This is a genomic window from Streptomyces sp. NPDC005435 (genome assembly GCF_040703155.1).
Classification (GTDB): domain Bacteria; phylum Actinomycetota; class Actinomycetes; order Streptomycetales; family Streptomycetaceae; genus Streptomyces.
On the sequence record NZ_JBEXEQ010000009.1, the window covers coordinates 157,031 to 181,669 of the forward strand.

The 24,639-nt window shown below is 71.9% G+C and carries 29 protein-coding genes; 6 read left to right on the forward strand and 23 right to left on the reverse strand.

The features are described from left to right. Positions 1–37: 37 nt before the first annotated feature. The 7 genes from AB0898_RS13780 to AB0898_RS13810 form a co-directional block, all read right to left on the reverse strand. Positions 38–232: a hypothetical protein gene (locus AB0898_RS13780; protein WP_366803099.1), complete on the reverse strand. Its 195-nt coding sequence runs from the start codon at positions 230–232 to the stop codon at positions 38–40. Further along, positions 229–519, reverse strand: coding sequence for a hypothetical protein (locus tag AB0898_RS13785; protein WP_366803100.1), 291 nt, complete (start codon positions 517–519; stop codon positions 229–231). Before AB0898_RS13785 ends, AB0898_RS13780 begins: the two co-directional genes overlap by 4 nt. Before the next feature lie 90 nt (positions 520–609). Further along, positions 610–1,767: an aromatic acid exporter family protein gene (locus AB0898_RS13790; RefSeq protein WP_366803202.1), complete on the reverse strand. Its 1,158-nt coding sequence runs from the start codon at positions 1,765–1,767 to the stop codon at positions 610–612. Between the two features lie 81 nt (positions 1,768–1,848). After that, a complete protein-coding gene (locus tag AB0898_RS13795; protein WP_366803101.1) occupies positions 1,849–2,058 on the reverse strand; it encodes a hypothetical protein in 210 nt (69 codons plus the stop codon). Positions 2,059–2,170: 112 nt separating this feature from the next. Continuing rightward, positions 2,171–2,908 (reverse strand): GAF and ANTAR domain-containing protein, encoded by a 738-nt coding sequence (locus AB0898_RS13800; protein WP_366803102.1) that lies wholly within the window; start codon positions 2,906–2,908, stop codon positions 2,171–2,173. After that, positions 2,898–3,311, reverse strand: a complete 414-nt coding sequence (locus AB0898_RS13805; protein ID WP_366803103.1) for a DNA-formamidopyrimidine glycosylase family protein — start codon at positions 3,309–3,311, stop codon at positions 2,898–2,900. Before AB0898_RS13805 ends, AB0898_RS13800 begins: the two co-directional genes overlap by 11 nt. A 24-nt stretch (positions 3,312–3,335) precedes the next feature. After that, the gene (locus AB0898_RS13810; protein WP_366803104.1) at positions 3,336–4,370 is read right to left on the reverse strand and encodes an NAD-dependent epimerase/dehydratase family protein; all 1,035 of its coding nucleotides are present in this window, start codon (positions 4,368–4,370) and stop codon (positions 3,336–3,338) included. A gap of 210 nt (positions 4,371–4,580) precedes the next feature. Between AB0898_RS13810 and AB0898_RS13815 the strand changes: the two genes are divergently transcribed. The 4 genes from AB0898_RS13815 (at position 4,581) to AB0898_RS13830 (ending at position 7,565) form a co-directional block, all read left to right on the forward strand. After that, positions 4,581–5,768, forward strand: coding sequence for a zinc-dependent alcohol dehydrogenase (locus tag AB0898_RS13815; RefSeq protein WP_366803105.1), 1,188 nt, complete (start codon positions 4,581–4,583; stop codon positions 5,766–5,768). Positions 5,769–5,836: 68 nt separating this feature from the next. Beyond that, a complete protein-coding gene (locus AB0898_RS13820; RefSeq protein ID WP_366803106.1) occupies positions 5,837–6,313 on the forward strand; it encodes a hypothetical protein in 477 nt (158 codons plus the stop codon). Positions 6,314–6,460: 147 nt separating this feature from the next. Further along, positions 6,461–6,883 carry a DUF6153 family protein gene (locus tag AB0898_RS13825; RefSeq protein ID WP_366803107.1) on the forward strand — a complete coding sequence of 141 codons (423 nt, stop codon included), beginning with the start codon at positions 6,461–6,463 and terminating at the stop codon, positions 6,881–6,883. A gap of 76 nt (positions 6,884–6,959) precedes the next feature. Next, the gene (locus AB0898_RS13830; RefSeq protein WP_366803108.1) at positions 6,960–7,565 is read left to right on the forward strand and encodes a DUF305 domain-containing protein; all 606 of its coding nucleotides are present in this window, start codon (positions 6,960–6,962) and stop codon (positions 7,563–7,565) included. A 55-nt stretch (positions 7,566–7,620) separates the two neighbouring features. Here the strand turns inward: AB0898_RS13830 and rocD are convergent, their stop codons facing one another. The 8 genes from rocD to AB0898_RS13870 all read right to left on the reverse strand — a co-directional run bounded on the left by rocD (position 7,621) and on the right by AB0898_RS13870 (position 14,964). Beyond that, a complete protein-coding gene (rocD, locus tag AB0898_RS13835; RefSeq protein WP_366803109.1) occupies positions 7,621–8,847 on the reverse strand; it encodes an ornithine--oxo-acid transaminase in 1,227 nt (408 codons plus the stop codon). Beyond that, positions 8,844–9,656, reverse strand: coding sequence for a dimethylargininase (gene ddaH / locus AB0898_RS13840; RefSeq protein ID WP_366803110.1), 813 nt, complete (start codon positions 9,654–9,656; stop codon positions 8,844–8,846). The genes rocD and ddaH overlap by 4 nt, the downstream gene beginning before the upstream one ends. 165 nt (positions 9,657–9,821) lie before the next feature. After that, on the reverse strand, positions 9,822–10,307 hold the full coding sequence (locus tag AB0898_RS13845; RefSeq protein WP_366803111.1) for an Lrp/AsnC family transcriptional regulator: 486 nt from the start codon (positions 10,305–10,307) through the stop codon (positions 9,822–9,824). A 68-nt stretch (positions 10,308–10,375) separates the two neighbouring features. Next, positions 10,376–10,555, reverse strand: coding sequence for a hypothetical protein (locus AB0898_RS13850; protein ID WP_366803112.1), 180 nt, complete (start codon positions 10,553–10,555; stop codon positions 10,376–10,378). A gap of 125 nt (positions 10,556–10,680) precedes the next feature. Then, entirely contained in the window at positions 10,681–11,631 is a 951-nt protein-coding gene (locus AB0898_RS13855; RefSeq protein WP_366803113.1) for a cytochrome c oxidase assembly protein, read from the reverse strand. A 105-nt stretch (positions 11,632–11,736) separates the two neighbouring features. Further along, on the reverse strand, positions 11,737–12,762 hold the full coding sequence (locus tag AB0898_RS13860; protein ID WP_366803114.1) for a 6-phosphofructokinase: 1,026 nt from the start codon (positions 12,760–12,762) through the stop codon (positions 11,737–11,739). Between the two features lie 214 nt (positions 12,763–12,976). After that, positions 12,977–13,705, reverse strand: a complete 729-nt coding sequence (locus AB0898_RS13865) for a type 1 glutamine amidotransferase (RefSeq protein WP_161183228.1) — start codon at positions 13,703–13,705, stop codon at positions 12,977–12,979. 20 nt (positions 13,706–13,725) lie between these two features. Next, positions 13,726–14,964, reverse strand: coding sequence for a MurT ligase domain-containing protein (locus tag AB0898_RS13870; RefSeq protein WP_366803115.1), 1,239 nt, complete (start codon positions 14,962–14,964; stop codon positions 13,726–13,728). A gap of 150 nt (positions 14,965–15,114) precedes the next feature. Here AB0898_RS13870 and def point away from each other — a divergent pair, with 150 nt between their 5' ends. Further along, on the forward strand, positions 15,115–15,654 hold the full coding sequence (gene def, locus AB0898_RS13875; RefSeq protein WP_366803116.1) for a peptide deformylase: 540 nt from the start codon (positions 15,115–15,117) through the stop codon (positions 15,652–15,654). A gap of 89 nt (positions 15,655–15,743) precedes the next feature. Here def and AB0898_RS13880 read toward each other — a convergent pair whose 3' ends face one another. Beyond that, positions 15,744–16,388, reverse strand: coding sequence for a TetR family transcriptional regulator (locus AB0898_RS13880; RefSeq protein ID WP_366803117.1), 645 nt, complete (start codon positions 16,386–16,388; stop codon positions 15,744–15,746). A gap of 172 nt (positions 16,389–16,560) precedes the next feature. Between AB0898_RS13880 and AB0898_RS13885 the strand changes: the two genes are divergently transcribed. Next, positions 16,561–17,787, forward strand: a complete 1,227-nt coding sequence (locus AB0898_RS13885) for an acyl-CoA dehydrogenase family protein (RefSeq protein WP_366803118.1) — start codon at positions 16,561–16,563, stop codon at positions 17,785–17,787. Between the two features lie 85 nt (positions 17,788–17,872). Here AB0898_RS13885 and AB0898_RS13890 read toward each other — a convergent pair whose 3' ends face one another. The 7 genes from AB0898_RS13890 to AB0898_RS13920 form a co-directional block, all read right to left on the reverse strand. Further along, a complete protein-coding gene (locus tag AB0898_RS13890; protein WP_366803119.1) occupies positions 17,873–18,391 on the reverse strand; it encodes a cupin domain-containing protein in 519 nt (172 codons plus the stop codon). Positions 18,392–18,398: 7 nt separating this feature from the next. Then, on the reverse strand, positions 18,399–19,613 hold the full coding sequence (locus tag AB0898_RS13895) for a cytochrome P450 (protein ID WP_366803120.1): 1,215 nt from the start codon (positions 19,611–19,613) through the stop codon (positions 18,399–18,401). 11 nt (positions 19,614–19,624) lie between these two features. Then, positions 19,625–20,677 carry a type III polyketide synthase gene (locus tag AB0898_RS13900; protein WP_366803121.1) on the reverse strand — a complete coding sequence of 351 codons (1,053 nt, stop codon included), beginning with the start codon at positions 20,675–20,677 and terminating at the stop codon, positions 19,625–19,627. A gap of 226 nt (positions 20,678–20,903) precedes the next feature. Then, positions 20,904–21,134 carry a DUF6213 family protein gene (locus tag AB0898_RS13905; protein WP_026248708.1) on the reverse strand — a complete coding sequence of 77 codons (231 nt, stop codon included), beginning with the start codon at positions 21,132–21,134 and terminating at the stop codon, positions 20,904–20,906. A gap of 25 nt (positions 21,135–21,159) precedes the next feature. Continuing rightward, complete coding sequence (locus tag AB0898_RS13910; RefSeq protein ID WP_366803122.1) at positions 21,160–22,545, reverse strand: NADP-dependent succinic semialdehyde dehydrogenase; 1,386 nt, start codon at positions 22,543–22,545, stop codon at positions 21,160–21,162. A gap of 74 nt (positions 22,546–22,619) precedes the next feature. Then, positions 22,620–23,093, reverse strand: coding sequence for an NUDIX domain-containing protein (locus AB0898_RS13915; RefSeq protein WP_366803123.1), 474 nt, complete (start codon positions 23,091–23,093; stop codon positions 22,620–22,622). After that, the gene (locus AB0898_RS13920) at positions 23,090–24,628 is read right to left on the reverse strand and encodes an ATP-dependent DNA ligase (RefSeq protein WP_366803124.1); all 1,539 of its coding nucleotides are present in this window, start codon (positions 24,626–24,628) and stop codon (positions 23,090–23,092) included. The genes AB0898_RS13915 and AB0898_RS13920 overlap by 4 nt, the downstream gene beginning before the upstream one ends. Positions 24,629–24,639: the final 11 nt, after the last annotated feature.

Sequence of the window (24,639 nt, forward strand, 5' to 3'; positions counted from 1 at the left end):
GCTCCTCTCGCCGGGGTCACCTGGCGCGCCTCGCGGGTCAGTGCGCGGACGCCCCGAATTCCGCGTGCTGGGTGCGGAGCGAGAACGCCGATTCCGCCGCCGGGGGATCACCGATCCGGCGGCGGCGTGCCTCCTGCCGTGCCTCACCGATCAGCCGGCGGAATTCCGCGTCGGACAGCGGACGGCGCGGATTCGGCACACCGGTGTCCCGGCACGCGTCCGGGGTGCTCATATGCGGATCGTCACCTGCCTCTTCCAGCGGTGGCTCCAGCGCACGACCAGCCCCACCAGACCGGCCAGGGTGAGCGCCCAGACGAGCATGAACGCGCCGGTCAGCAGCGGATTCATGAACAGCACGTCCAGGGTGAGCAGGGCGACGGAGACGAGCGCGAGGGCCGACACCCACAGGGCGAGCCGGTGCCCCCGGGTGAGGCGGGCACGGAAAGGCTCCTTGCCCAAGGTCTTTTCCATCGCGGCCAAGGTCCGCAATTCCCGCTCGGACAGGTGCACGATATCCATGGAAAACACCCTCTCGGGTGGAGGAAATACTCCCTTTCAAGTAACCGGGCCGCAACAGGTGAAACGCGGACCGGCGGGCACGGATTCCCCTCATGTCCGCATACCGGAAACGGGCACGGAGGCCTGCAACTGGTCCGCCAGCCGGTGCGCCTGGGTCAGCAGCGCGCCGTACGTGGCGATCCGGTCGGGGTCGTCGGCGGCCGAGCGGATCAGGCCGCGGCGCAGGGGCGCGAGCGTGTCCCGCATGGTCTCCACGGCCTCCCGCAGCGCCTCGTCGCCGCCCCGCCCGAACCGGCTGTGGCCGTACAGATGCAGGGCGCGGGCGGTCTGGTTCAGGAACTTCGCGTACTGACCGGCGAGTTGGTGCTCAAGCCGGGGTGCCGAGCCGTCGGCGGAGGCCACTTCCAGGACGGTACGGGTCACTCCGGCGGTGTGCACGGCGGCGTAGTCCAGGACGGTCAGCGCGTCGTCGTAGGCCTGACCGGGCGGCGGTACGGAGCCGGTGCGGTGGCGGAAGTTGGCCCTGAGGCTCTCCCGGGAGTGCGCCATCGCCGCGCGGGCCTGCTCCACGAGGCCGTACAGCCGCAGCGCCCGCTCGTGCCAGGCGCCCGCCTCCTCGGCGCCCTCCAGCCGCCCCTCGGCCAGTCCGCCGGCCACCTCGCGCAGGATGTCGTACGCCTCGTCGGTCGCGTCCTGGAGCAGAGCCCGGGCGTCGCGCAGATACACCGGGGGCCGGATCAGGGCGTTGACGCCGATGCCCACGAGGGCGCCGAAGCAGGCCGCGCCGATCCTCGCGGCACCGGCGCCGATGGACACCGGCCCGGCGGTCAGGGCGAACAGGGCGCCGGTGGCGGCGTAGATCCCCTGGCTGCCCAGGCGCCGCCAGTGACCGATCAGCATCACCGGGGGCAGGACGACGGCCATCGCCGCGACGGTGTCGGAGATCAGGAGGCCGGCGGCCGTCGCGGCGACCGTGCCGAAGGCGAGCGCCGCGAGCTGCTGGAGGCCGTGGGCGAGGGAGCGGTACACCGTCCACTCCACCAGCACCACCGCCACCCAGGGCGCGACGAACGCCGCGGGCACGTGCAGCCACCAGCCGGCCACCGCCCAGGCGATCCAGGCGGCCAGCGCGGCCTTCGCGGCCTGTGCGATCAGGTCCCGTTCCCGGCTCGGACCGTCCCAGGCGCGGCGCACGCCCAGCGCCGTCGCGGACAGCTCGCGGACCACCGCCTGCCAGGTCGCTCGTATCCCGTACACGGGGACACGGGTGCCACGCCTCGCGCCGTCCATGCCGTCGCGCGGCCGGACGGTCCGGACGGTGCCGGAAGGTCAGTCCTCGCCCCTGACGATGTTCCCCTCGGCTCCGGCGCGGGGCGGGGTGTCGTCGGTGACGACCGCGGCCACACAGGTGCGCACCCGCCGGCCGCGCAGCCGGCGGGCCCTGGCCCAGCCGGTCTCGACGACACGGACGGACGCCCACTCCGTCGTGTCCCCGGTACTGTCCTCGGTCTCCTTGGTCATGGCGTTGTCGCTGGTCACGGCCTTCATCTTCCTTCAGAGTCCCCATGGGGCTGCCTCAGTCGGGTCACCGGTGCGCAGCGGGGCAAACATCGCCCTGGTGAGGAGGGGCCCGGTGCGGGCCCTGTGCGCGTCAGGGAGCGCTCTTCCGCGTCTCCCGGTCGTCGCCCGGCTCCGGTCCGAGGCCGACCCTGCGCAGGACGATGTCGCGCGCCAGCTCGCTGACCGTCCGGCCCTCCGCGAACGCGGCCGCCCGGATACGGTCCAGCGCCTGTTCCGGGGACAGATCGAGCTGCACCATGACCATGCCGACCGCCTGATGGACCTCGCCGTGGCCGGCCTCCGAGGCCCGCACCCACGGTGCCACGCCCTCCTCCGCGGGCCCTTCGCCCGTGCCGTGGCCGGACTGGAGAGCGGTGGTGATGGCGAAGGTGACGGCGTCCCGGGTCCACAGGGCGATGCGCAGGTCGGACTCGGACAGTCCGCCGGGGCGGGCGCGGTACAGGTCGAGGGTGCCGATGGTGGTTCCGTCGGCCCCCAGCGGCAGCGAGAACACCGCCCGCACGCCCAGCCCCACCGCCTCGGCGGCGAACACGGGCCAGCGCCGCGCGTCGGGGCCCTGGGTGAGGTCGGCGGCCAGCACCGCCGCCGCACCGTCCAGCGCGCACTGGCAGGGGCCGTCGCCCAGCGTGTACTGCGTCTCCGCGAGCCGCGCCGCCGTACGGTCACTGGCACACCAGGTGGCCCGCACGCTCGGCCCGCCCGCGATGCAGACGGAGGCGCCGTCGACCGGCAACAACTCCACGCAGGCGCGGCACAGAGCCTCGGGCATCCGGCCGGGCTCGACCCCGGCCCGGTCGTCAGCGGACATGATCCACCAGCATCCTGCGACCTTGTCCCGGAGGCCGGGGCCGTCCGGGACGGATTGGTTTCACCTGCGGTTCTCCAGGCGGGCGGGGGCGAAACGTGCGGGGCGGCGGCGATGCCGGCCGGGAGGGGCGGGGCGGTGTCGGGGAGGGGGCGGGGTGGCGGGTGCTGGGAGGGCGCGGCGAAGGCCGGGCGGGGCCGTCGTCGCCGGAGCCGTCGTCCAGCGGCGCGACCAGGAACTTGCCGTGACGACGCGGCTCCGCGAACGCCCGTCCCGCCACCGCGCGTTGGAGCCGTTCGGCGGAGACCTCGCGTAGCACCCCCGCGTCGACTTCCCGGACACGCCGTCCCTGTCCGCAGCGCTCCAACACGCCCCGGAAACACTCGACATCGCGCAGCTCCGGCACAACTGCCTCCGTGAAGAAGCCCGTTCAGGCCGCGAGCGGCGCCGTGTCCATGCCCGCGCGTTCGCCGAGCCCGGCCAGGAAGTCCTGGATGGCCTCCAGGGCGGTACGCGTCGGCCGCCAGCCCAACTCCTCATGCGCGCGGGAGCAGTTCATCAGCGGCAGCCGCAGTACCGCGTCGAAGAGGTCGGGAGAGGCGGGCACCAGCCGCAGCCACCAGGCCGCCGCGAGCGCGGCGCGCAGCGGGGGCAGCGGCACCCGTACCGGCTTCGCCTCCAGGAGCTTGCCCAACTCGTCGGCGTTCAGGACCGGTTCGGCGGCGAGATTGAACGCGCCGCGCACCGGCAGGGTGACGGCCCGCGCGAACGCGTCGGCGGCGTCGTCGGTGTGCAGCGCCTGGAACACCAGCCCCGGCAGATCCGGCACCGCCGGCACGAACTGCGGCCGGATCAGGTGGGCCGGGATCAGCGACCCCGCGAAGATCCTGCGCTGCTCGGCGGCCGACTCCCGCTTGAACATGAAGCCGGGACGCATCCGTACGACCCGGACCTCCGGATGCGCCAGTTCGTAGGCGTCCAGGCAGCGTTCCAAGTACGCCTTCTCCCGGCAGTACGCCGCCTGCGGCCAGCCGTCGGTCGGCCACGACTCGTCCACCGCGCGGTCCTTGGGACCCGGGGAGTACGCGCCCACCGACGAGGCGTGGACCAGCGTGGGCACTCCGGCCGCCGCGACGGCGTCGAACACCCGCCTGCTGCCGAGCACGTTGGTCCGCCAGGTCGTCAGCGGATCGTGCGTGGGCTGGAACTTCCAGGCCAGCTGGATCACCGCGTCCGCGCCCGTGAAGTGGGGGAGGAGGTCGTCGCCGCCGGGCTCGACGTCCACGGCCGCCCAGGTCGTCTTGGCGGGCTGCCAGTCGGGTGTCCGGCGGGCCAGCCCGAGGACGGAGCCCACCTCCGGGCGCTCGCCCAACGCCCGCACCACACTGGTGCCGACGTTCCCGGTCGCCCCGACGACCACGACCCGCAGGCCGCCTCCCGTCCCGCCCAGCGTCGTGTCGTCCATGACAGCCGCCTCCCGACCTGTGCGCGTTCCGTTCCGCGGGCCAGCCGGGTACCCGCGCACGCGGCCCGCCATGCGCCCCGGGGACGCCGACGACCGGCCCGGCGCCGATGACCGGCCCGGGCCCGGTGACCGGCCCGGGTGAGCCCCCCGCCGCCGGGTACCCGGCACCCGGACGAGCCGCACAGCACAGACCCACCCCTGGAGGCGACCATGCGTGCTCTCACCTGGCAGGGCAGGAGGGACGTACAGATCCGGACCGTCCCCGACCCCCAGCTGCGGGACCCCACCGACGTGATCGTCCGGGTGACGTCCACCGGGATCTGCGGCTCCGACCTGCATCTGTACGAGATCCTCGGGCCGTTCCTCGACGAGGGCGACATCCTCGGCCACGAGCCGATGGGCCTGGTGGAGGAGACCGGCCCCGAGGTCACCTCGCTCGCCCCCGGCGACCGGGTCGTGGTCCCCTTCAACGTCTCCTGCGGCACCTGTCACATGTGCCGCCAGGGCCTGCACTCCCAGTGCGAGACCACCCAGGTGCGCGACCGGGGCATGGGCGCCTCCCTGTTCGGCTACACCAAGCTGTACGGCCAGGTCCCCGGCGGCCAGGCCCAGTACCTGCGGGTGCCCTTCGGCGACGAACTCCCCGTCAAGGTGCCCGACGGACCGCCCGACGCCCGCTTCCTCTACCTCTCCGACGTGCTGCCCACCGCCTGGCAGGCCGTCGAGTACGCCGACATCCCGCCCGGCGGCTCGGTGGCCGTCTTCGGCCTCGGCCCCATCGGCGACATGGCCTGCCGCATCGCGCAGGAGCGGGGCGCGGGCCAGGTCATCGGCATCGACCTCGTACCGGAACGGCTGGAGCGCGCGAAGGCACGCGGGATCACCGTGTTCGACATCGGCGCGTACGGCGACGCGCTGCCCGACGCGATCCGCGACCTCACCGACGGACGCGGCCCCGACGCCGTCATCGACGCGGTCGGCATGGAGGCGCACGGCGCCCCCGTCGCCAAGGCCGCCCAGTGGGCCACCGGACTGCTGCCCGACGCGCTCGCCCAGAAGCTCATGGAGCACGCGGGCGTCGACCGGCTCGGCGCGCTGCACGCCGCCATCGACACCGTGCGCCGGGGCGGCACCATCTCCGTCTCCGGGGTGTACGGCGGCACGGCCGACCCGCTGCCGATGCTCACGCTGTTCGACAAACAGATCCAGCTGCGCATGGGCCAGGCCAACGTGCACCGCTGGGTGGACGACATCCTGCCCCTGCTCACCGACGAGGACCCGCTCGGCGTCGACACCTTCGCGACCCAGACCATGTCGCTGGAGGACGGCCCGCGGGCGTACGAGATGTTCCAGACGAAGAGCGACGGCATGGTCAAGACGATCCTGGAACCGTGGTGAGCGGGGGCACGATCGACACGGCGGCCCGATGAGGATTCGGACGGCCCCGGCTGGGAACCCGGCGGGGCATGATTCGGACCCTTCTGCGCGGCGGCGTCGCGGGCGCCGCCGGAACGACCGTCCTGAACGCCGTCACCTACGCCGACATGGCCCTGCGCGGCCGGCCCGCCAGCGACGCCCCGTCCGAGGTCGTGGACAAGGTCGCCCACGACGTGGGACACCCGGTCCCCGGCGAGGGCGCGACCCGGGACAACCGGCTGACCGGCATCGCCGCGCTCACCGGCATCGGCGTCGGCTGCGCCACCGGGGTCGCCGTCGCCGCCCTCCGTGGCGTCGGCATCCGGATGCCCTGGTGGCTGGGCGGCCTCCTGACCGGCGCCCTCGCCATGGCCGGCGCCGACGTGCCGATGGCCCGGCTCGGCGTGAGCGACCCGAGGACCTGGTCCGCCGTGGACTGGACCTCGGACGTCGTCCCCCACCTGATCTACGGCACCGTCACCTACGGCATCCTGACGGCGTCGGACTGCCACCACTGCCACCGGTAGCCGCGAGGGTCCGCCTGCGTGGGCGCGGGCTTCGTCCCGCACCGCCGGGGCGAGAAGGAGTCCTGACCGTCCGGTCCGTGCCCGTCCGGTTCGCGTCCGGCGGGTCCGGGCGCGGGCCCGGGGCGGGGCCGTCGTACGATGCGAGCGATGTCCCGCACCCGTCAGCGCACCCCGGCCCCGCCCCCGTGGCGGCTGCTCGTGCTGCTGGTGCTGGGCGGGCTGCTGGCCATGCACGGCCTGGCACCCGGCGGTGGACTCGGGCCCGTCCAGCGGGCGACCGCTCCGCACATGTCCTTCGCGCTCAGCGCCCCCGGCGACTGCGGGGCGGACCACGGGCACGGCGGCGGCCACGACGCGCGCCACGGGCACGACGGCGGCGGCCATGTGCACCACGCCGACGCCACCTGCGCCTCGGCCGCCGTACCCGGTGGGCCCGAACTCGCGCTCCCCGCCTCCCCGGACGCCATCGCCCCCGCACCCGGCGTCCTCGCGCCCACCCGCGCCCTCTCGGCACCGGACGGCGCCCGGGCCCCGCCCTCTCTCGCCGAACTCCAACTCCTGCGGATCTAGAGGCACTCGCGCGGCCGTACGCGGTCGCGTTCAGCGGTGTGCCCTCAACGACATTCCGGACCACAGGAGTTCCCGCATGACCACCCGTCACACCCTCCGTACGGCGACGCTCGGCGTGGCCGTACTCTCCACCGCCCTCCTCCTCGGCGCCTGCGGCAGCGACCGCGGCGACACCGGCGCCCACCCCGCGCACGGCCCCACCGCCACCACGGCAGCGCACAACACCCAGGACGTCACCTTCGCGCAGGCCATGATCCCGCACCACCAGCAGGCCCTGGAGATGGCCCGGCTCGCCGCAGGACGGGCCAAGTCCGCACAGGTCAAGGACCTCGCCGCGCGCATCGAGAAGGCACAGGACCCGGAGATCCGCACCATGACCGGCTGGCTGAAGTCCTGGGGCGAGCAGCTGCCCATGGCCGGCATGGACCACTCGGCCCACACCGGCATGACCGGAATGATGGGCGCTGACGACATGGCGGACCTGGAGAAGAAGAAGGGCGCCGCCTTCGACTCCGCCTTCCTCTCCCTGATGATCCGCCACCACCAGGGCGCCGTGGAGATGGCCGGCACGGAGAAGGCCAAGGGCCGCTACGCCCCGGCGAAGAAGCTGGCCGGCGCCGTCATCGACGGCCAGAGCGCCGAGATCGCGGAGATGAGGAAGCTCCTCGACGGCGACACGTAGCGCCGGGCACGCCGGTGGGCCGGACGCACCCGCGCCCGGCCCACCGGCTCCGTACTCAGCCCGCCTGCCCCAGCACCTTCGCCAGGGTGTCCAGCGCCCCGCGCAGCTCCTCCGCCGTGATGGTCAGCGGCGGCGCCAGCCGGATGGTGGAGCCGTGGGTGTCCTTGACGAGGATGCCCTCGCGCATCAGCCGCTCGCTGATCTCGCGCCCGGTGCCGAGCGCCGGGTCCACGTCCACGCCCGCCCACAGGCCGCGCGCCCGGAACCCGGTCACGCCGTGGCCGATCAGCGCCGTGAGCCCCTCGTGCAGGACCAGGCCCAGCTCGGCGGCCCGGCTCTGGAAGTCGCCGGTCTCCAGGAGTTCGACCACCGCCGTGCCGACGGCCGCCGCGAGCGGGTTGCCGCCGAAGGTGGAGCCGTGCTCGCCCGGGTGCAGCACCTCCATGACCTCGCGCCGGGCGACGACCGCCGACACCGGTACGATCCCGCCGCCGAGCGCCTTGCCGAGCAGCACCACGTCCGGCACCACGTTCTCGTGCTCGACGGCGAGGGTGCGCCCGGTGCGGCCGAGCCCGGACTGGATCTCGTCCGCGACGAACAGGCACCCCTCGCGCCGGGTCAGCTCGCGCACCCCGGTCAGATAGCCCTCGTCCGGGATGATCACCCCGGCCTCGCCCTGGACGGGCTCGATCAGCACGGCGGCCGTGTTCTCGTCGACCGCCTCCTCCAGCGCCGCGAGATCGTTGTACGGCACGATCTTGAAGCCGGGCGTGAAGGGGCCGAAGCCCGCGCGCGCCGACTCGTCGGTGGAGAAGCTGACGATGGTGGTCGTACGCCCGTGGAAGTTGTCCGCCGCGACCACGATGTTCGCCTGGCCGTCGGGGACGCCCTTCACGTCGTACGCCCACTTGCGGGCCAGCTTGATGCCGCTCTCCACCGCCTCCGCGCCGGTGTTCATCGGCAGCACCATGTCCAGGCCGATGAGGGCCGCGAGGCGCTCCGCGAAACCGGCGAGCCGGTCGTTGTGGAAGGCGCGGGAGGTCAGGGTGAGGCGGTCGAGCTGGTCGTGGGCGGCCTGGATCAGCGCCGGGTGGCGGTGGCCGAAGTTGAGGGCCGAGTAGCCCGCCAGCATGTCGAGGTAGCGGTGGCCCTCCACGTCCTCCACCCAGGCGCCCTCGGCGCGCGCGACGACGACCGGCAGCGGGTGGTAGTTGTGCGCGAGGACCGGCTCCTCCGCCCGGATGAGGTCGTCGGACGTGCGCGGGTGCGCGGGTGCGGTCATGAGCGGATCTCCTGGGTGCAGCACTTGATGCCGCCGCCCGCCTTGTGCAGCTCGGACAGGTCGACGGGAACGGGGATGTATCCATGGTCGTCCAGACGCGCGGCGAGTGCCTCGGCCTGGGGGGCGATGAAGACGTGACGGCCGTCGGACACCGAGTTCAGGCCGAAGGCCAGCGCGTCGTCCCGGGTGGCGAGCACGGCGTCCGGGTACAGCCGCCGCAGCACCTCCTGGCTGCCCGCCGAGAAGGCCTCCGGGTAGTAGACGACGTTGTCGTCGTCCAGCACGAACAGGGCCGTGTCCAGGTGGTAGAAGTACGGGTCCACCAGGGTCAGGGCGATCACCGGGTGCCCGAAGAACTCCTGGACCTCGCGGTGGGCCTCGCGGGAGGTGCGGAAGCCGGTGCCGGCCAGCACGTACCGGCCGGTCCACACGAGGTCGCCCTCGCCCTCGGTCACCGACAGCGGGCGGTACACGTCGTAGCCCGCCGTCTTGAACCAGGCGTCGTAGTGCTCGGACTCCGGGCGCCGCTCCTGGGCGTGGAACAGCGAGCCGAAGACGCGGCCGCCGACCACGATCGCCGAGTTGGCGGCGAACACCATGTCGGGCAGCCCGGGAACCGGGTCGATCTCCTCCACGGTGTGTCCGTGGTCGCGGTAGGCGCTGATCAGCGTGCGCCACTGGGTCCGCGCCAGCTCCACGTCCACGGGGGCGTCGGGGCGCATCCAGGGGTTGATGGCGTACCGCACTTCGAAGTGTCTGGGTTCGCAGACCAGGAAGCGCCGGGGGCGCCGCACACGGGTTTCGGCCACAGAGGGTTTCCTCCGCTTTCCGGTGTGTCACTCGGGGATGTCACCACGGTAAGAACACCCGGCGACGGCGGACAAGAAACAAAAGCTGCGTGTGGGCGCAGTATCGCTGCGTCTCCACCTGGGAGAACGCACGACACCTGCGTCCGTTCGAGGTTTACCGGACGATCACTCCGGCGCCGCCTGGGTGGCGCCCGCTTCCGGACTGTCCGGGAGAAGGTGGGACAGGACCATCACGCTGATCGTCTTCCGGATGAAGGGCTCGGCGCGAATACGCTCAAGGACGTCCTCGAAGTGCTCCACGTCCCGCGCCCGTACGTGCAGCAGCGCGTCCGCGCCCCCGGTCACCGTCATGGCCGCCGCGATCTCCGGATGCCCCCGCACGACCTCGGCGAGCCGCCGGGGCGGGGCCGCGCCCTCGCAGTAGACCTCCACGTACGCCTCGGTCCGCCAGCCCAGCGCCGAGGGCCGCACGGTCGCCGTGAACCCCGTGATCACCCCGCTCTCCCGCAGCCGGTCCACCCGCCGCTTCACCGCCGTGGCCGACAGCCCGACCACCGCCCCGATCTCGGCGAAACTGCTCCGCGCGTTCGCCATCAGCGCGGTGATGATCTTCCGGTCGAGGTCGTCGAAGGACGCGGCCCTGCTGTTCATGCGGGCACTGTAAGTCAGCTGGCCGGGGCACTGCCCCGCGAGCCCTGCCGACCGGCCCTAGGGGGTGTCTAGGACTTGGTCAGGACCAGGGCCACGGTCAGCAGTACCAGGACGATCCAGCCGAACCAGAGCCAGCCGTTGCCGCCCAGGACGACCGTGTACGCGGTGACGACGACGAGGCCGCCGACCGTCAGGGCCCCCATGACCCTGGTGGAGCCGTTCGTGGAGCCGTTCGTGGAACCGGGCATCGCGGCACCCTCCTCGTGGTCGGTCCACCCCCATGGTGCCCCGCCCAGGCCGTCCGCGGTACGGCTCGGGGCCGGTCGCGTTCTCCGCGACCGGCCCCGTACGACCCTTGTTCCCATCGGTGGCGTCAGCCCTGGCGCCCGCTCAGCGAGGCCAGATAGGCGTTGTACGCCTCCAGCTCCTTGTCACCGTCCCGGTCCGCGGCGCGGTCCGTGCGGCGGGCCTGCCGCTGCTCGGAGCCGTACCACTGGAACAGCAGGGCGATCAGCACCAGCACCGAGGGGACCTCGCTGAAGCCCCAGGCGATGCCGCCGGCCGCGTTCTGGTCGGAGAGGGCGTCGATGCCGAGGGAGGCCGCCGGGTGCTGGAAGGTCTTCACCATCGGCTCGGACGCCATCATCAGCGCGATGCCGAAGAACGCGTGGAACGGCATCCCCGCGAACAGCTCCAGCATCCGCATCAGATAGCCGGGGCGGTGCGGGCCCGGGTCCACGCCGATGATCGGCCAGAAGAACACCACGCCGACCGCGAGGAAGTGGATCATCATCGCGATGTGCCCGAGCGGCGAGCCCATCAGGAAGTCGAACAGCGGGGTGAAGTACAGCGCGTACAGGCTCGCGATGAACATCGGGATCGTGAACGCCGGATGCGTGATCACCCGCATGTACCGGCTGTGCAGCAGCGCGAGCAGCAGCTCGCGCGGGCCCTTGCGGCCCCGGCCCGCGGTCGGCAGCGCGCGCAGCGCCAGCGTCATCGGGGCGCCGAGCAGGAGCAGGATCGGCGACAGCATGCTGATCACCATGTGCTGCACCATGTGCACGCTGAACATGACCATGCCGTAGTCGTTCAGCCTGGTGCACATCACCAGGCCGATCGTCAGCACGCCCACCGCGAACGACACCGTCCGCGCCGTCGACCACCGGTCCCCGCGCCGCCGCAGCCGCACCACGCCCCAGGCGTACAGCCCGAGCCCGGCCAGACAGGCGACCAGGAAGAACGGATCCGCCGACCACTCCAGCCCCCGTCCCAGCGTGAACGGCGGCAGATCCGGCATCATGCCGTGCCCGCTGTGGTCCATCCGGCGGCTCCTGGTTCGTGGGGGTTGTGCGGATTCTGTCCGCACTCAGGGTACGGGCGCCGCCGTGACCGCCCGTGAGCGGGGTCGCCCGTACCCTCCGGCCCCTCAGACCACGCACTCCGCCTCGGCGTACCGCTCCGCCGGGACCGTTTTCAGCCGGCTCACCGCCTCCGCCAGCGGCACCGTGACGATCTCGGTGCCGCGCAGCGCGGTCATCATCCCGAACTCCCCTCGGTGCACCGCCTCCACCGCGTGCCAGCCGAACCGGGTCGCCAGCACCCGGTCGTACGCGGTCGGAGTGCCGCCGCGCTGGACGTGCCCGAGGATCACCGGGCGGGCCTCCTTGCCGAGCCGCCGCTCCAGCTCCACCGCGAGCTGCCGGGCGACCCCGGCGAAGCGCCGGTGGCCGTACACGTCCGTGCCGCCCTCGTCGAACTCCATGGAGCCCGCGCGCGGCTCGGCGCCCTCGGCCGCGACCACGATGGCCGACCGCTTGCCCGCCTCGAAGCGTGCGCCGACCCGCCGCGCCAACTCCCCGACGTCGAAGGGCCGTTCCGGGACGAGGACGGCGTGGGCGCCCGCCGCCATGCCCGAGTGCAGCGCTATCCAGCCGGTGTGGCGCCCCATGACCTCCACGATGAGCACCCGCTGATGGGACTCGGCGGTGGTCTTCAGCCGGTCGAGCGCGTCGGTGGCGACGCCGACCGCCGTGTCGAAGCCGAAGGTGACGTCCGTCGCGGCGATGTCGTTGTCGATGGTCTTCGGCACGCCCACGATGGGCAGCCCGCTGTCGGAGAGCAGCCGGGCCGCCTTGAGCGTGCCCTCGCCGCCGATGGGGATGATCGCGTCGAGGCCCAGCTCCTCCACATGGCCCCGCACCCGCTCCACCCCGCCGCGCAGCCGCTCCGGACGCACCCGCGACGAACCCAGGATGGTGCCGCCGAGCGCCAGGATGCCGCTCACGGCGTCGAGGTCGAGCTTGATGTAGTCGCACTCCAGGAGGCCCTTCCAGCCGTCCCGGAAGCCGATCACCTCGTCGCCGTGGTCGACGAGGGCGCGGTGTACGACGGACCGGATGACGGCGTTCAGACCGGGGCAGTCGCCACCGGATGTGAGGACACCAATGCGCATAGCCCGAGATACCTTCTCGACGAGTACCGGGAGGCCGGACCGCGTTGTCCGGCGGCTTTCCCGGTCAGAGTACGGCGCGAGCGGCCGCCGCCCCACCGGGCGTCCGCCTGATGGACGCGCCCGCACAAGTGAGCGGACACACAGTCAGGCGGGCCCGTGACACCGTCACAGGCCCGCCTGGAATGTACCGCTTCAACCCTTTCGGGCGTCGCCCTTACGCGGGCTGCTTCGCCGCCGCGATCCGCTCCTCGCGCAGCGCCTCGTACCACCGGTCGTCGATGGGCGGCAGCGCGTTCACGTCCAGCGCCAGCTTCAGCAGCAGGTCCGCGATCTGCGGGTTACGGGCCAGCACGGGGCCGTGCATGTACGTGCCGAACACGGTCCCGTTGTACGCGCCCTCCGTGCCGTCCCCGGTGCCGTTGCCCCGGCCCAGACGGACCTGGGCGAAGGCGCGGGCGGTCGGGCCCAGATGGGTGACGCCCTGGTGGTTCTCGAACCCGGTCAGCGGAGGCAGACCGAGCTGCGGGTCGATGTCGCCAAGGACGTCGCCGACGCACCGCTCGCCCTCGCCGCGCACCGAGACCACGTCGAGCAGACCGAGGCCCGGCTCGCGCTGGCCCAGGTCGTTGATGAACTCGTGGCCGAGGATCTGGTAGCCCGCGCAGACGGAGAACACGATCGCGCCGTTCTCCACCGCCCGCTGGAGGTGACCGTCGCGGCGCAGCCGCTCGGCCGCCAGCCGCTGGGGCCGGTCCTCGCCGCCGCCGATCAGGTAGATGTCACCGGAGGTCGGGATCGGCTGGTCGCTGCGCACGTCCAGCCGGGCCACGTCCAGGCCGCGCTGGCGCGCCCGGCGCTCCACGACGAGGGCGTTGCCCTGGTCGCCGTAGGTGCTCAGCAGGTCGGGATAGATCCACACCAGCCGCAGTTGGTTGTCGCTCATGAGGTGATCGCCCTTCCTGATCAGTTGCCGACCCGGCGGCGCAGGTCCTGGAACGCGGTGTAGTTCGCGATGACCTCGATACGGCCCGGCGGTGCCGCGGCGACGGCTTCGTCGAGGTTCTCGCACACCTGGAAGTTCTGGTTCGCCACTTCCAGGCGGACGGCGAGGTCCAGCTTGCGGTCGCCGATGACGAAGATCGGGTGACCGGTCAGCCGGGTGTAGTCCACGTCCCACAGCCACGAGGTGTCGGTGCCGTCCGCGCCGCGCGCGTTCACGGAGAGGATCACCGGGGTGGGCGGCGGGTCGATCAGGGAGAAGGTCTCCAGCCAGCCGGCCGGGTTCTTCGCCAGCAGCAGCCTGAGGTCCCGGTTCTGGAACTGGACCACGTCGTAGCGTCCGGCGACCGCCTGCACCTGGTACATCCGCTCCAGGGCCACCTGCGGGGGCACCCCGAAGACGGCGGCGACGGCCGCGGAGCTGGCCGCGTTCGCCTTGTTGGCGCGGCCCGGCAGCTGGAGGTGGATCGGCCAGGCCGAGCCGTGCGGGTCGAGCACATGGTCGCCGGAGAGCGCCCAGCTCGGCGTCGGACGGCGGAAGCCGCACTCGCCGCAGAACCAGTCGTCGCCCGGGCGCTGCATGACACCGCCGCAGGACGGGCACGACCAGGCGTCGTCCTTCCACATCTGGCCGGCCGCGACCCAGACCACGTTGGGGGAGGACGAGGCCGCCCACACCACCAGCGGGTCGTCGCAGTTGGCGACGATCACGGCCTTGGAGTCCGACAGACCCTCACGCCAGTTCTCGGCGAGCATCCGGGTCTCGGCGGCACGGTCGAGCTGGTCGCGCGAGAGGTTCAGCAGCGCGATGCACTTCGGGCTGGTGTCCCGCGCCACACCGGCCAGGTACTTCTCGTCCACCTCTATGACGCCGAACTTGGCGTCCGAGCCGCCCGCGAGGGCGGAGGTGATACCGGCCGGCATGTTGGCGCCGAGCGCGTTGGACACGACCGGTCCGGCGGCGCGCAGCGCCTCCGCGATGAGCCGGGTCGTGGTGGTCTTGCCGTTGGTCGCCGACACCAGGACCACGTCCAGGTGTGTGGCGAGCCGGGCCAGCAGGTCGGGGTCGAGCCGCAGAGCGACCTTTCCGCCGATCACCGACCCGCTGCCGCGCCCGGCGGCGCGCGATGCCGCCGCGACCGCCTTGCCCGCGGTCACGGCCAGCTTGGCCCGCGGGGAGAGCGGGTCCGAGTTGCCTGCCATCAGTCCTCGATCCTCCTTGCGTACGCGCCGCGCCTCAGGCCATCCGGCAACGTGGTGGGGGCCTCAGCCTATCGAGAACCGTTCGCACACCCGAATCCCGGCCCACACCGCGCGGTGGTGAGGGGCCGAACGAACCGTACCCTTGCCGCCATGCGACAACGCTCCATCCCGGGCGCCCGAGGGCGCGTCAGGCCCCTTTCCCTCCTCGGCGACCCCGTTCTGCACGCCCCCTGCGCGGAGGTCACCGACTTCGGCCCGGAACTCGCCCGGCTCGTCGCGGACTTGTTCGCGACCATGTACGCGGCCGAGGGGGTCGGCCTCGCCGCCAACCAGATCGGCGTCCCTTTGCGGGTGTTCGTCTACGACTGTCCCGACGACGAGGAGGTCCGCCACCTCGGTCACATCGTCAACCCCCGCCTGGTGACGGCCGACGGAATCGAGCTGCGCGGACCCGAGGGCTGTCTGTCCCTGCCCGGTCTCGAGGCGGGCACGGAGCGGTACGACCACGCGGTGGTCGAGGGCTTCACGGTGGACGGCGAACCGGTGAGCGTGGACGGCACGGGCTTCTTCGCCCGCTGTCTCCAGCACGAGTGCGACCATCTGGACGGCACGGTCTATGCCGACCGGGTCACCGGCCTGCGCAAGCGGCGGCTGGAGCGGCAGGTGAGGCGGGCCGACTGGAGCCGCTGAGGGCCTTATCGGGGTTGCCGGAAGCCCGGGGTGACTCAGAAGCCGGGGTCGGCTCGGAAGCCCGGGGTGGCTGAGAACCCCGGGTCGGCTCAGAAGCCGGGACCGCCGACCCGGTCCCCGGCGGCCGCGAGGCGGCCCCACAGCAAGTCGGCCAGCGAGCGCACCAGTTCGGCACGGGAGCAGGGCCGCTCGCCCAGCCACCAGTCGCCGGCCGCGTGCATCATGCCGACGATCCCGTGCCCCCACACCCGGGCCAGCTGCTCGCTGCCCGGACCGAGGTCCACCCGCTCCTCGATGACCTGGGCCAGCTCCTCGCCCATCCGCCGCAGCAGCGGCACGCTGTGCTTGCCCACGTCGAAGCCCGGGTCGCCGGACGCGCTGCCCTCGGCGGGGTGCATCAGGAAGCGGTAGACCTGCGGCCGGGCCTCGATGGCGGCCAGGTAGGTGTCGAGGGTGTTCTCCACCCGCTCGCGCCGGTCCGAGGGCGCGTCCAGGGCCGCCCGCAGCGAGTCGAGCAGGGCGTCGGTGTGCCGTTTGGCGAGCGCGGCGTAGAGCCCGCCCTTGTCGCCGAAGTGGCGGTAGAGGATCGGCTTGGTGATGCCCGCCTCCGCGGCGATGGCGTTCATCGACGCCTGCGGTCCTTCGCGCAGCACCACCCGGTCGGCGGCCTCCAGCAACTCGCGCCGTCGGCGGTCGGCGGACCGCTGCTGATCGGTCCGCTGCGTGGTGTCCATGTGCTCTCCCCACCTGTGCTGATTCGGTGACGCCTGCGCAAAGTAACACTGAAAGGCCCCCTGACATCGAACGGGATACCGAGAGGCCCTGCGCGGTTGACTTCCCCTACCGGTCGGTAACAGACTGCGGTTACCGCTAGTAACAGTAGTACGCGCCGCCGCTGGAGGGGACATGGCCGAGTTCACCATGGAGCTCAACGACGAACAGAAGGAGGTCCGGGACTGGCTGCACGGTTTCGCCGCCGATGTGATCCGTCCCGCCGCCGCCGAATGGGACGAGCGTGAGGAGACTCCCTGGCCGGTCATCCAGGAGGCCGCCAAGGTCGGCATCTACTCCCTGGACTTCTACGCCCAGCAGTACTTCGACCCCACCGGGCTCGGCATACCCATGGCCATGGAGGAGCTGTTCTGGGGCGACGCGGGCATCGCCCTGTCCATCGTCGGCACCGGCCTCGCCGCCGTCGGCGTCCTCGCCAACGGCACCGAGGAGCAGATAGGCATCTGGATCCCGCAGATGTACGGCGACGCCAGTGACGTGAAGGTCGCCGCCTTCTGCTCCTCCGAGCCCGACGCCGGCTCCGACGTCGCCTCGATGCGGACCCGTGCCGTGTACGACGAGGCCAAGGACGAGTGGGTGCTCAACGGCACCAAGACCTGGGCCACCAACGGCGGCATCGCCAACGTCCACGTCGTCGTCGCGGTGGTCGACCCGGATCTCGGCTCCAAGGGTCACGCCTCCTTCATCGTCCCGCCCGGCACGGCGGGGCTGTCCCAGGGGCAGAAGTTCAAGAAGCACGGGATTCGTGCCTCGCACACGGCCGAGGTCGTGCTCGACAACGTCCGCGTGCCGGGGTCCTGCCTGCTCGGGGGCAAGGAGAAGCTGGACGAGCGGCTGGCTCGGGCGCGGGAGCGGGCCCGCAGTGGCGGTGAGCGGGTCAAGAACGCGGCGATGGCCACGTTCGAGGCGTCTCGACCTGCCGTCGGGGCTATGGCGGTGGGCACGGCTCGGGCTGCTTATGAGGTTGCCCTCGATTACGCCGTCACGCGGGAGCAGTTCGGGCGGCCCATCGTGGACAACCAGGGGGTCGCGTTCCAGCTTGCCGACATGCGGACCTCTATCGACGCGGCTCGGTTGCTCGTGTGGCGGGCTTCCTGGATGGCGGTCAACGGGAAGCCGTTCACCGCGGCCGAGGGGTCCATGTCGAAGTTGTTCGCCTCCGAGACGGCCAAGAAGGTTACCGGGCAGGCGATTCAGATTCTGGGTGGCAACGGGTACACGCGGGAGTATCCCGTTGAGCGGATGCATCGGGATGCGGCCATTTACACGATCTTTGAGGGGACCAGCGAGATTCAGCGGCTTGTTATCGCGCGGACGCTCGCTGGGGTGCCGATTCGGTAGCGCCGTCGGGGAACTGCCTGATTCGGTCCGCGCGTTCGTCGTGGCCGTTCGCGCAGTTCCCCGCGCCCCTTTCGGGTGGGACCAGTCAGCGGTGTTTCAGAGGGGTGAGTTGGGTGATGTCGTAGCGCTTCCTCAGCGCCTCTATCGCCTCGTGATCCGGAGGACCTCCGCTGTCCAGGATCTCCAACAGCTCCTCGAAGTAGCGTTCGTGGTCCGGTGGGGGAGAGGCCTGGAAGAACATCTTCGCCGGGGTGTCCGTCGGGTTGGCGAAGGCGTGGGGACAGCCTGGGGGGACGACGATCAGGGTGCCCGGGGTGGCTCTCACCACTCTCGTGCCCGAAGTCGACTCCCACTTCTGCCAGTTGTCGGGGGTGCGGATGCGCGGCTCGAAGGCGAGGACGTCCAGTTCGCCGTCCAGGACGTAGAACAATTCCTCGCTGCGCGTGTGGACATGGGCGCCGACGTCGAACCCGGGCGGGACCTCCACCTCGAAGGTGGAGGCCGTCCGCGAGTGGGTGCCGGTGACCTTGAACGTGACCCGCTGGGCGGCCGTTTCGACGATCCGGCCCTCTCCCGGCGGTACGAGCAGTCCCTCGGTGGTCATGGGCCGCTCACCAGGTCACCGGCAGCGCTTCTGGTCCCCGGATCAACGCGCCCTTGCGGAAGGGGACTTGATCCGGCGGCACCGCGAGCCTGAGGCCGGGTACCTGGTCCAGGAGCGTGTCCACCAGGAGTTCGGACTCCAGCCGGGCCAGCATCCCGCCGGGGCAGTAGTGCGGGCCGAAGCCGAAGGCGACATGCGGGTTGGGGCTGCGCTCGAAGTCGATCGTCTCCGGGTCCGGGAAGACCTCCGGGTCGCGGTTGGCGGCCAGGTAGGAGACGTAGATCGCGTCGCCCGCGCGCACGCGCACGCCCCTGATGTCCACGTCCTCCAGGGCGATCCGGGACAGCCCGACGGCGTTGCGGTGCGGGATGTAGCGCAGCAGCTCGTCGATCGCCTTCGGGCGGATCGCCGGGTCCCGGCGCAGCCGGTCCGCCAACTCCGGCCGGGTCAGCAGCAGATAGAACATCTGCCCGCTGTTGTTGGTGACCGCCTCGCCGCCGATCTGGAGCAGTACGGCGAGCCCGACGGCCTCCGCCAAAGTGACCTCCGCCCGGCCGACGGCCGCGCCGAGCAGCGAGGCCACGTCCTCGCCCGTGCTGCCCTCGCGCAGGGCGATCAGGTCGGAGAAGTAGGCGCTCATCTCGCGCTTGGCCTTCTCGCTGACCTCCTTGCCGTGCGCGGAGGACAGGATGAGCTGGGTCCACTCGTGCATCGAGTGCCGGTCGGCGGCCGGGACGCCCATCAGCTCGCAGATCACCCCGATGGGGAAGGGGCTCAGCACCGACCGGGTGAGGTCGGCGGGCGGGCCGTCCTGGAGGAGTTCGTCGACCAGCTCCTCCAGCATGTGCCGGGACTTCTCGCGGACCCGCTCCACGCCCTTCGCGGTGAACGCGGCGGCGACCGAGCGGCGCAGCCGGGTGTGGTCCGGCGGGTCCAGGAAGCCGACCGCGCCCCGGTCCGGGATGAAGTGCGGGGCGAGCCGGGTGACCGGCTTGTCCATGACCGCCTCCCGGCCGAACCGGGGGTCGTTGGTCACCATGCGCACATCGTCGTGCCGGGTGACCAGCCACGCCCAGCCCTCGCCGTTGGGCAGCTGGATACGGGTGACCGGGCCCTCGCTCATCAGCTCGGTGAGCACCGGGTCGAAGTCCGTCCCGGCCAGGTCGAGCGCCGGCCACCGCCGGACGGGAGGCTGGGTCTCGGTGAGTGTCTCCTCGGACATGGCGCCTCCTCTCAACTGCCGTCGGACCAGCGGCCGACGGTCATCTCGGCGGTGATACCAGGGCCGAACCCGGCCATCAGCCCCCGCTGTCCGTCCTCGGCGCCGCCGTCGTCGAACAGCCGGCGCAGCGCGTCCAGGACGACGGCGCTCGCGATGTTCCCGTACTCGGTGAGCGTGGACCGGCTGAACCGGAACGCGTACGGCTCGACGTTCAGGAACTTGCTGAGGTCGTCGAGTATCCGGGGACCGCCGGCGTGGATGATGTAGAAGTCCAGCTCGGAGGCGTTCCAGCCGTGGGTGCCCGCGAGGTCCTGGAGCGCCGGGGCGAGCGGCTCCATCGTGGTCGGCACCCGCTTGTCCAGCAGGAAGTGGAACCCGGTGTCCCGCACGTCGTACGAGATCCAGTCCTCGGTCTTGGGGATCAGATACGACCCGTTGCGCTCCAGCCGGACACCCCGGCCGCCCTGGCCGCGTACGACGGCGGCCGCGATGCCGTCGCCGAACAGGCCGTTGGACAGCAGTGATCCGACGCCGAGGTCGGTGGGCTGGTAGCACAGCGAGCAGAACTCGCAGGCCACGATGAGGGCGTTGGCCTCGGGGTAGGCCGAACAGAAGTCGTGCGCCCGGTTGACGGCCGCGCCGCCCGCCGCACAGCCCAGCTGGGCTATGGGCAGCTGCCGGGTGGTGCTGGAGAAGTCCATCTCGTTGATCAGCCACGCGGTGAGCGAGGGCATCATGAAGCCCGTGCACGACACGTAGATGATGACATCGATGTCAGAGGTGAGGAGCTCCGCGTCGTCGAGCGCCTCGCGGATCACCGCCGGGACCCGGGCCTTGGCCTCCGACTCGTACAGCTTGTTGCGCTGCTCGAATCCCGGGTGCTTCAGGGTCTCCTCGATGGGCTGCACGATGTGCCGGGTGCGCACTCCGGTGTTCTCGATCAGCCGGAGGGCCAGCGGGAGCTGGGGGTTGTCCGCGTGATGCGTACGCGCCAGCTCCAGCGTCTCCTCCATCGTGATCACATGCTCCGGCACGGACACCGAGGGTCTGCACAAAGTCGCCATGAGCGGTCCCTGCTTTCGCCGTCCGGCGGGCCTTCGTCCGCCGGTCAGAAGGTGGTCCACCCACACTCACCCGAGAGAGCGACGAACTCGCGCGGTGTTACTCCGAACCGGCGAGAACAGAGAGTAAGGGGTGCCCATTTCCGCAGGTCAAGGGCGACTTCCCTAGGGGCGCGGGGAACTGCGCGATCAGCCCCGGACGGCCCGCACCCAAATGACGACAGAACCCCTACGGCGCCCCACTGCTGTGCGCGATGCACGCCACATCGATCCGGTCCGCCAGTTTCGCCAACTCGATGGCCAGCGCGGCGACCGTATCCTCGTCCAGCCGCTCCCCCGCCTCCACAAGATGCACCCACCGCGCCCCCACACTGCGCAGCAACGCACTCACATCGGCCGCTGAAACCGACAGCGCGCCACGGTCGTCCACGATCAAGGGCAACGTCACTTCGCGGGTCACAGTCGGGATCGTAGTCCGATCAACCTCACGCACCCTGCCAAACCGTCGTGATGTTGCAGAACTCCCTGATTCCCTGCCCGGACAGCTCACGCCCGTACCCCGACCGCTTCACACCCCCGAAGGGGAACGCCGCGTGAGAGGCCGTCATCCCGTTGATGAAGACGCCCCCCGCCTCGATGTCCCGCGCGCAGTGCGCCATCTCGTCCGGGTCGTGGGTCCACACGCTCGAACTGAGGCCGAACGGCGAGTCGTTGGCGATCAGGATCGCCTCCTCCAGATCGTCGGCGCGATACAGCGTGGCCACGGGTCCGAACGCCTCCTCGCGGTGGATGCGCATCTCGCGGGTGATCCCGCCGAGGACGGTCGGCGGGTAGTACCAGCCCACGCCCTCGGGTGCCTCGCCCCCGCACAGCACCTCGGCCCCGCTGCGGCGCGCGTCGTCGACCAGTTCCGCCACGTCGTCGCGGCCCTGCTCGGTGGCGAGCGGGCCGATGTCCACGTTCTCGTCCAGCGGGTCGCCGACGGTGAGGTCCTTCATACGGGCGACGAACTCGGCCACGAACGCGTCGTAGACGTCCCGGTGGATGATGAACCGCTTCGCGGCGATGCAGGACTGGCCGTTGTTCTGCGTCCGGGCGAGCACCGCCGTGCGGGCGGCGCGGTCGAGGTCGGCGGAGGGGAGGACGAGATAGGGGTCGCTGCCGCCCAGTTCGAGGACCGTCTTCTTGATCATCTCGCCGGCGGTGGAGGCGACCGCGCGGCCGGCCGGTTCGCTGCCGGTGAGCGTCGCGGCCTTCACGCGGTCGTCGCGCAGGATCGCGTCGATGGCGGAGGAGCCGATCAGCAGCGTCTGGAAACAGCCCTCGGTGAAGCCCGCCCGGTGGAACAGGTCCTCCAGGTAGAGGGCGGTCTGCGGGACGTTCGAGGCGTGCTTGAGCAGGCCGACGTTGCCCGCCATCAGCGCGGGCGCCGCGAAGCGGATCACCTGCCAGAGCGGGAAGTTCCAGGGCATCACCGCGAGGACCGGGCCGAGCGGGCGGTAGACGACCCGGGCCCCGATGGCGCCGGAGTCCCGTACGTCCGCCGGGTCCGGGACCTCGTCCGCGAGCAGTTCCGCGGCCCGCGCGGCGTACCAGCGCATCGCCTTGGCGCACTTGGCGGCCTCGGCGCGGGCCTGGCCGATCGGCTTGCCCATCTCCAGGGTCATCACCCGCGCGACCTCGTCGCGGTCCTCGTCCAGCAGGTCGGCGGCCCGGTTGAGCAGCCGGGAGCGCTCGGCGAACGGGGTGGTGCGATAGGTGCGGAAGGTGGCCTCCGCGAGCTGGAGCCGGCGCTCCACCTCGGCGTCGTCCATCGGCTCGTACGTCTTGAGCGTCTCGCCGTTCGCCGGGTTCACCGTCGCGATGGGCATGGCTGGCCTCCCTGAGCGGTTTTTCCTCGACCTTCGCGCGCGCCGCCGGGCAGCGCAACGCGTGGCCGTCCGTCTCAGCCCGAGTGCTCCGCCAACCGGTCGAGAAACGCCCCCTGCCCGGCGACGAGCAGTTCCCGCGCCTTCTCAGGGGTGAACCAGGCCACCCGGTCCAGCTCGGGGAAGTCCTGCATGCGTCCCGAACGCGGCGGCCACTCCATGGTGAAGGTGCCGGGGGAGATGGTCTCCGGGTCGAGGTCGCCCGCGACCGCCCAGGCCGTGACGATCTTGCCGTTGCGCTGCGCGATCTCGCCCAGCGGCAGGGCCTCGCCGTCCGGCGGCTCCAGGCCCAGCTCCTCGCGGAACTCGCGCCGGGCCGCCTCCCACGCGGGCTCGTCCGGCTCGTACTCACCCTTGGGCACCGTCCAGGCGCCCGCGTCCTTCTTCGCGAAGAACGGGCCGCCCATATGGCCCAGCAACACTTCGAGACCATCAGCTGTGTGTCGGAACACCAGCAGTCCCGCGCTGCGCTTCGTCGCACGCACTGTCACGCCATGACCTCCGGGTGGGCCGCGAGCAGGTCCTCCACCGTATCGGCTTCCTCGGGCCGCTTGTCCTCGCGATAGCGGACCACGCGCGCGAAGCGCAGGGTGACACCGCCGGGGTAGCGGGTGGAGCGCTGGAGTCCGTCGTAGGCGATCTCCACGACGAGTTCGGGGCGTACGGTCACGCCCCAGCCGTTGTCCTCGACGGCCAGCTCCCCGAGGCGCTCGGTCTGCCAGGCGAGCATCGCGTCGGTCATGCCCTTGAAGGTCTTGCCGAGCATCACGAAACCGCCGTCGGCGCTGCGCGCGCCCAGGTGCAGATTGGAGAGCTTGCCGGTGCGCCTGCCGTGTCCCCACTCGGCGGCCAGGACGACCAGGTCCAGGGTGTGCACCGGCTTCACCTTCAGCCAGGACGCGCCGCGCCGGCCCGCGCTGTACGGCGCGTCCAGGCCCTTGGCCACCACGCCCTCGTGGCCGCGCGCCAGCGTCTCCGCGAGGAACGCCTCCGCCGCGCCGGTCTCCTCGGGACCCGCCACCAGCGCCCGTCGTACCCGCATCGGCTCCGGCACCAGCCGGGACAGCTCCGCGTGCCGCTCGGCGAAGGGCAGGTCCAGCAGATCGCGGCCGTCGACGGACAGCGCGTCGAAGAAGACGGGGGAGACCGGCACCTCCTCGGCCGCCCGCGCCACGTCCACCCGCGAGCCCACCCGTCCCGCCGTCTGCTGGAAGGAGCGCGGCCGCCCGTCCGGGCCGAACGAGATCACCTCGCCGTCCAGCACGAACCGCTCACCCGGCAGACCGAGGGCCGCCGCCACCACCTCCGGCAGCCGGTCGGTGATGTCGTCCAGGGTGCGGGTGTGGACGCCCACCGCGTCGCCGTCGCGGTGCACCTGGACCCGGATGCCGTCGAGCTTCTCCTCGACCGCGCACGCCCCCAGCTTCTCCACCGCCTCCGCCACCGAGGACGCGCTGCGCGCCAGCATCGGCAGCACCGGCTGACCCACGGTGAGCCGGAACCGCTCCAGCGCCTCCGGCCCCTCGGCGAGCAGCGCCCCGGCCACCGGCTGGAGCGACCCGGCCAGCATCACCGCCCGCCGCACCTCCGCCGGTGCCGCGCCGGTCGCGGCGGCCAGCCCCTCCACGGCGGCCGCGTCCAGCGCGCCCTGCCGTACCTCGCCGGTGAGCAGGGCCCGCAGGAAGCGCTGCTCGTCCTCGGTGGCCGCGCCCATCAGTTCGCCGAGAATCCGGGACCGTTCCTTCTGCGAGCCCGCGCCGGACACCGCGCCCAGCTCGGTCAGCCGGGCGTCGACCTCCCGCACGGTGAGCGAGGGCTCCGCTGCGGGCGGCACCGGCTCGCCCAGCACCTTCCAGCCGACACCGATCCGCCCCTGTGGCAGTCGCCCCGCCAGATACGGGATGACGACCGGCACATCCGCCGGCTCCGCCTCCCGGAACAGCTCTGCCAGCAGGGCGGTCTTGCGATTCCGGGACGCCGTGGCGGCGACCTCCCGGGAGACCTCCGCGAGCCGGGTCAGCAACATGCAGCCATGGT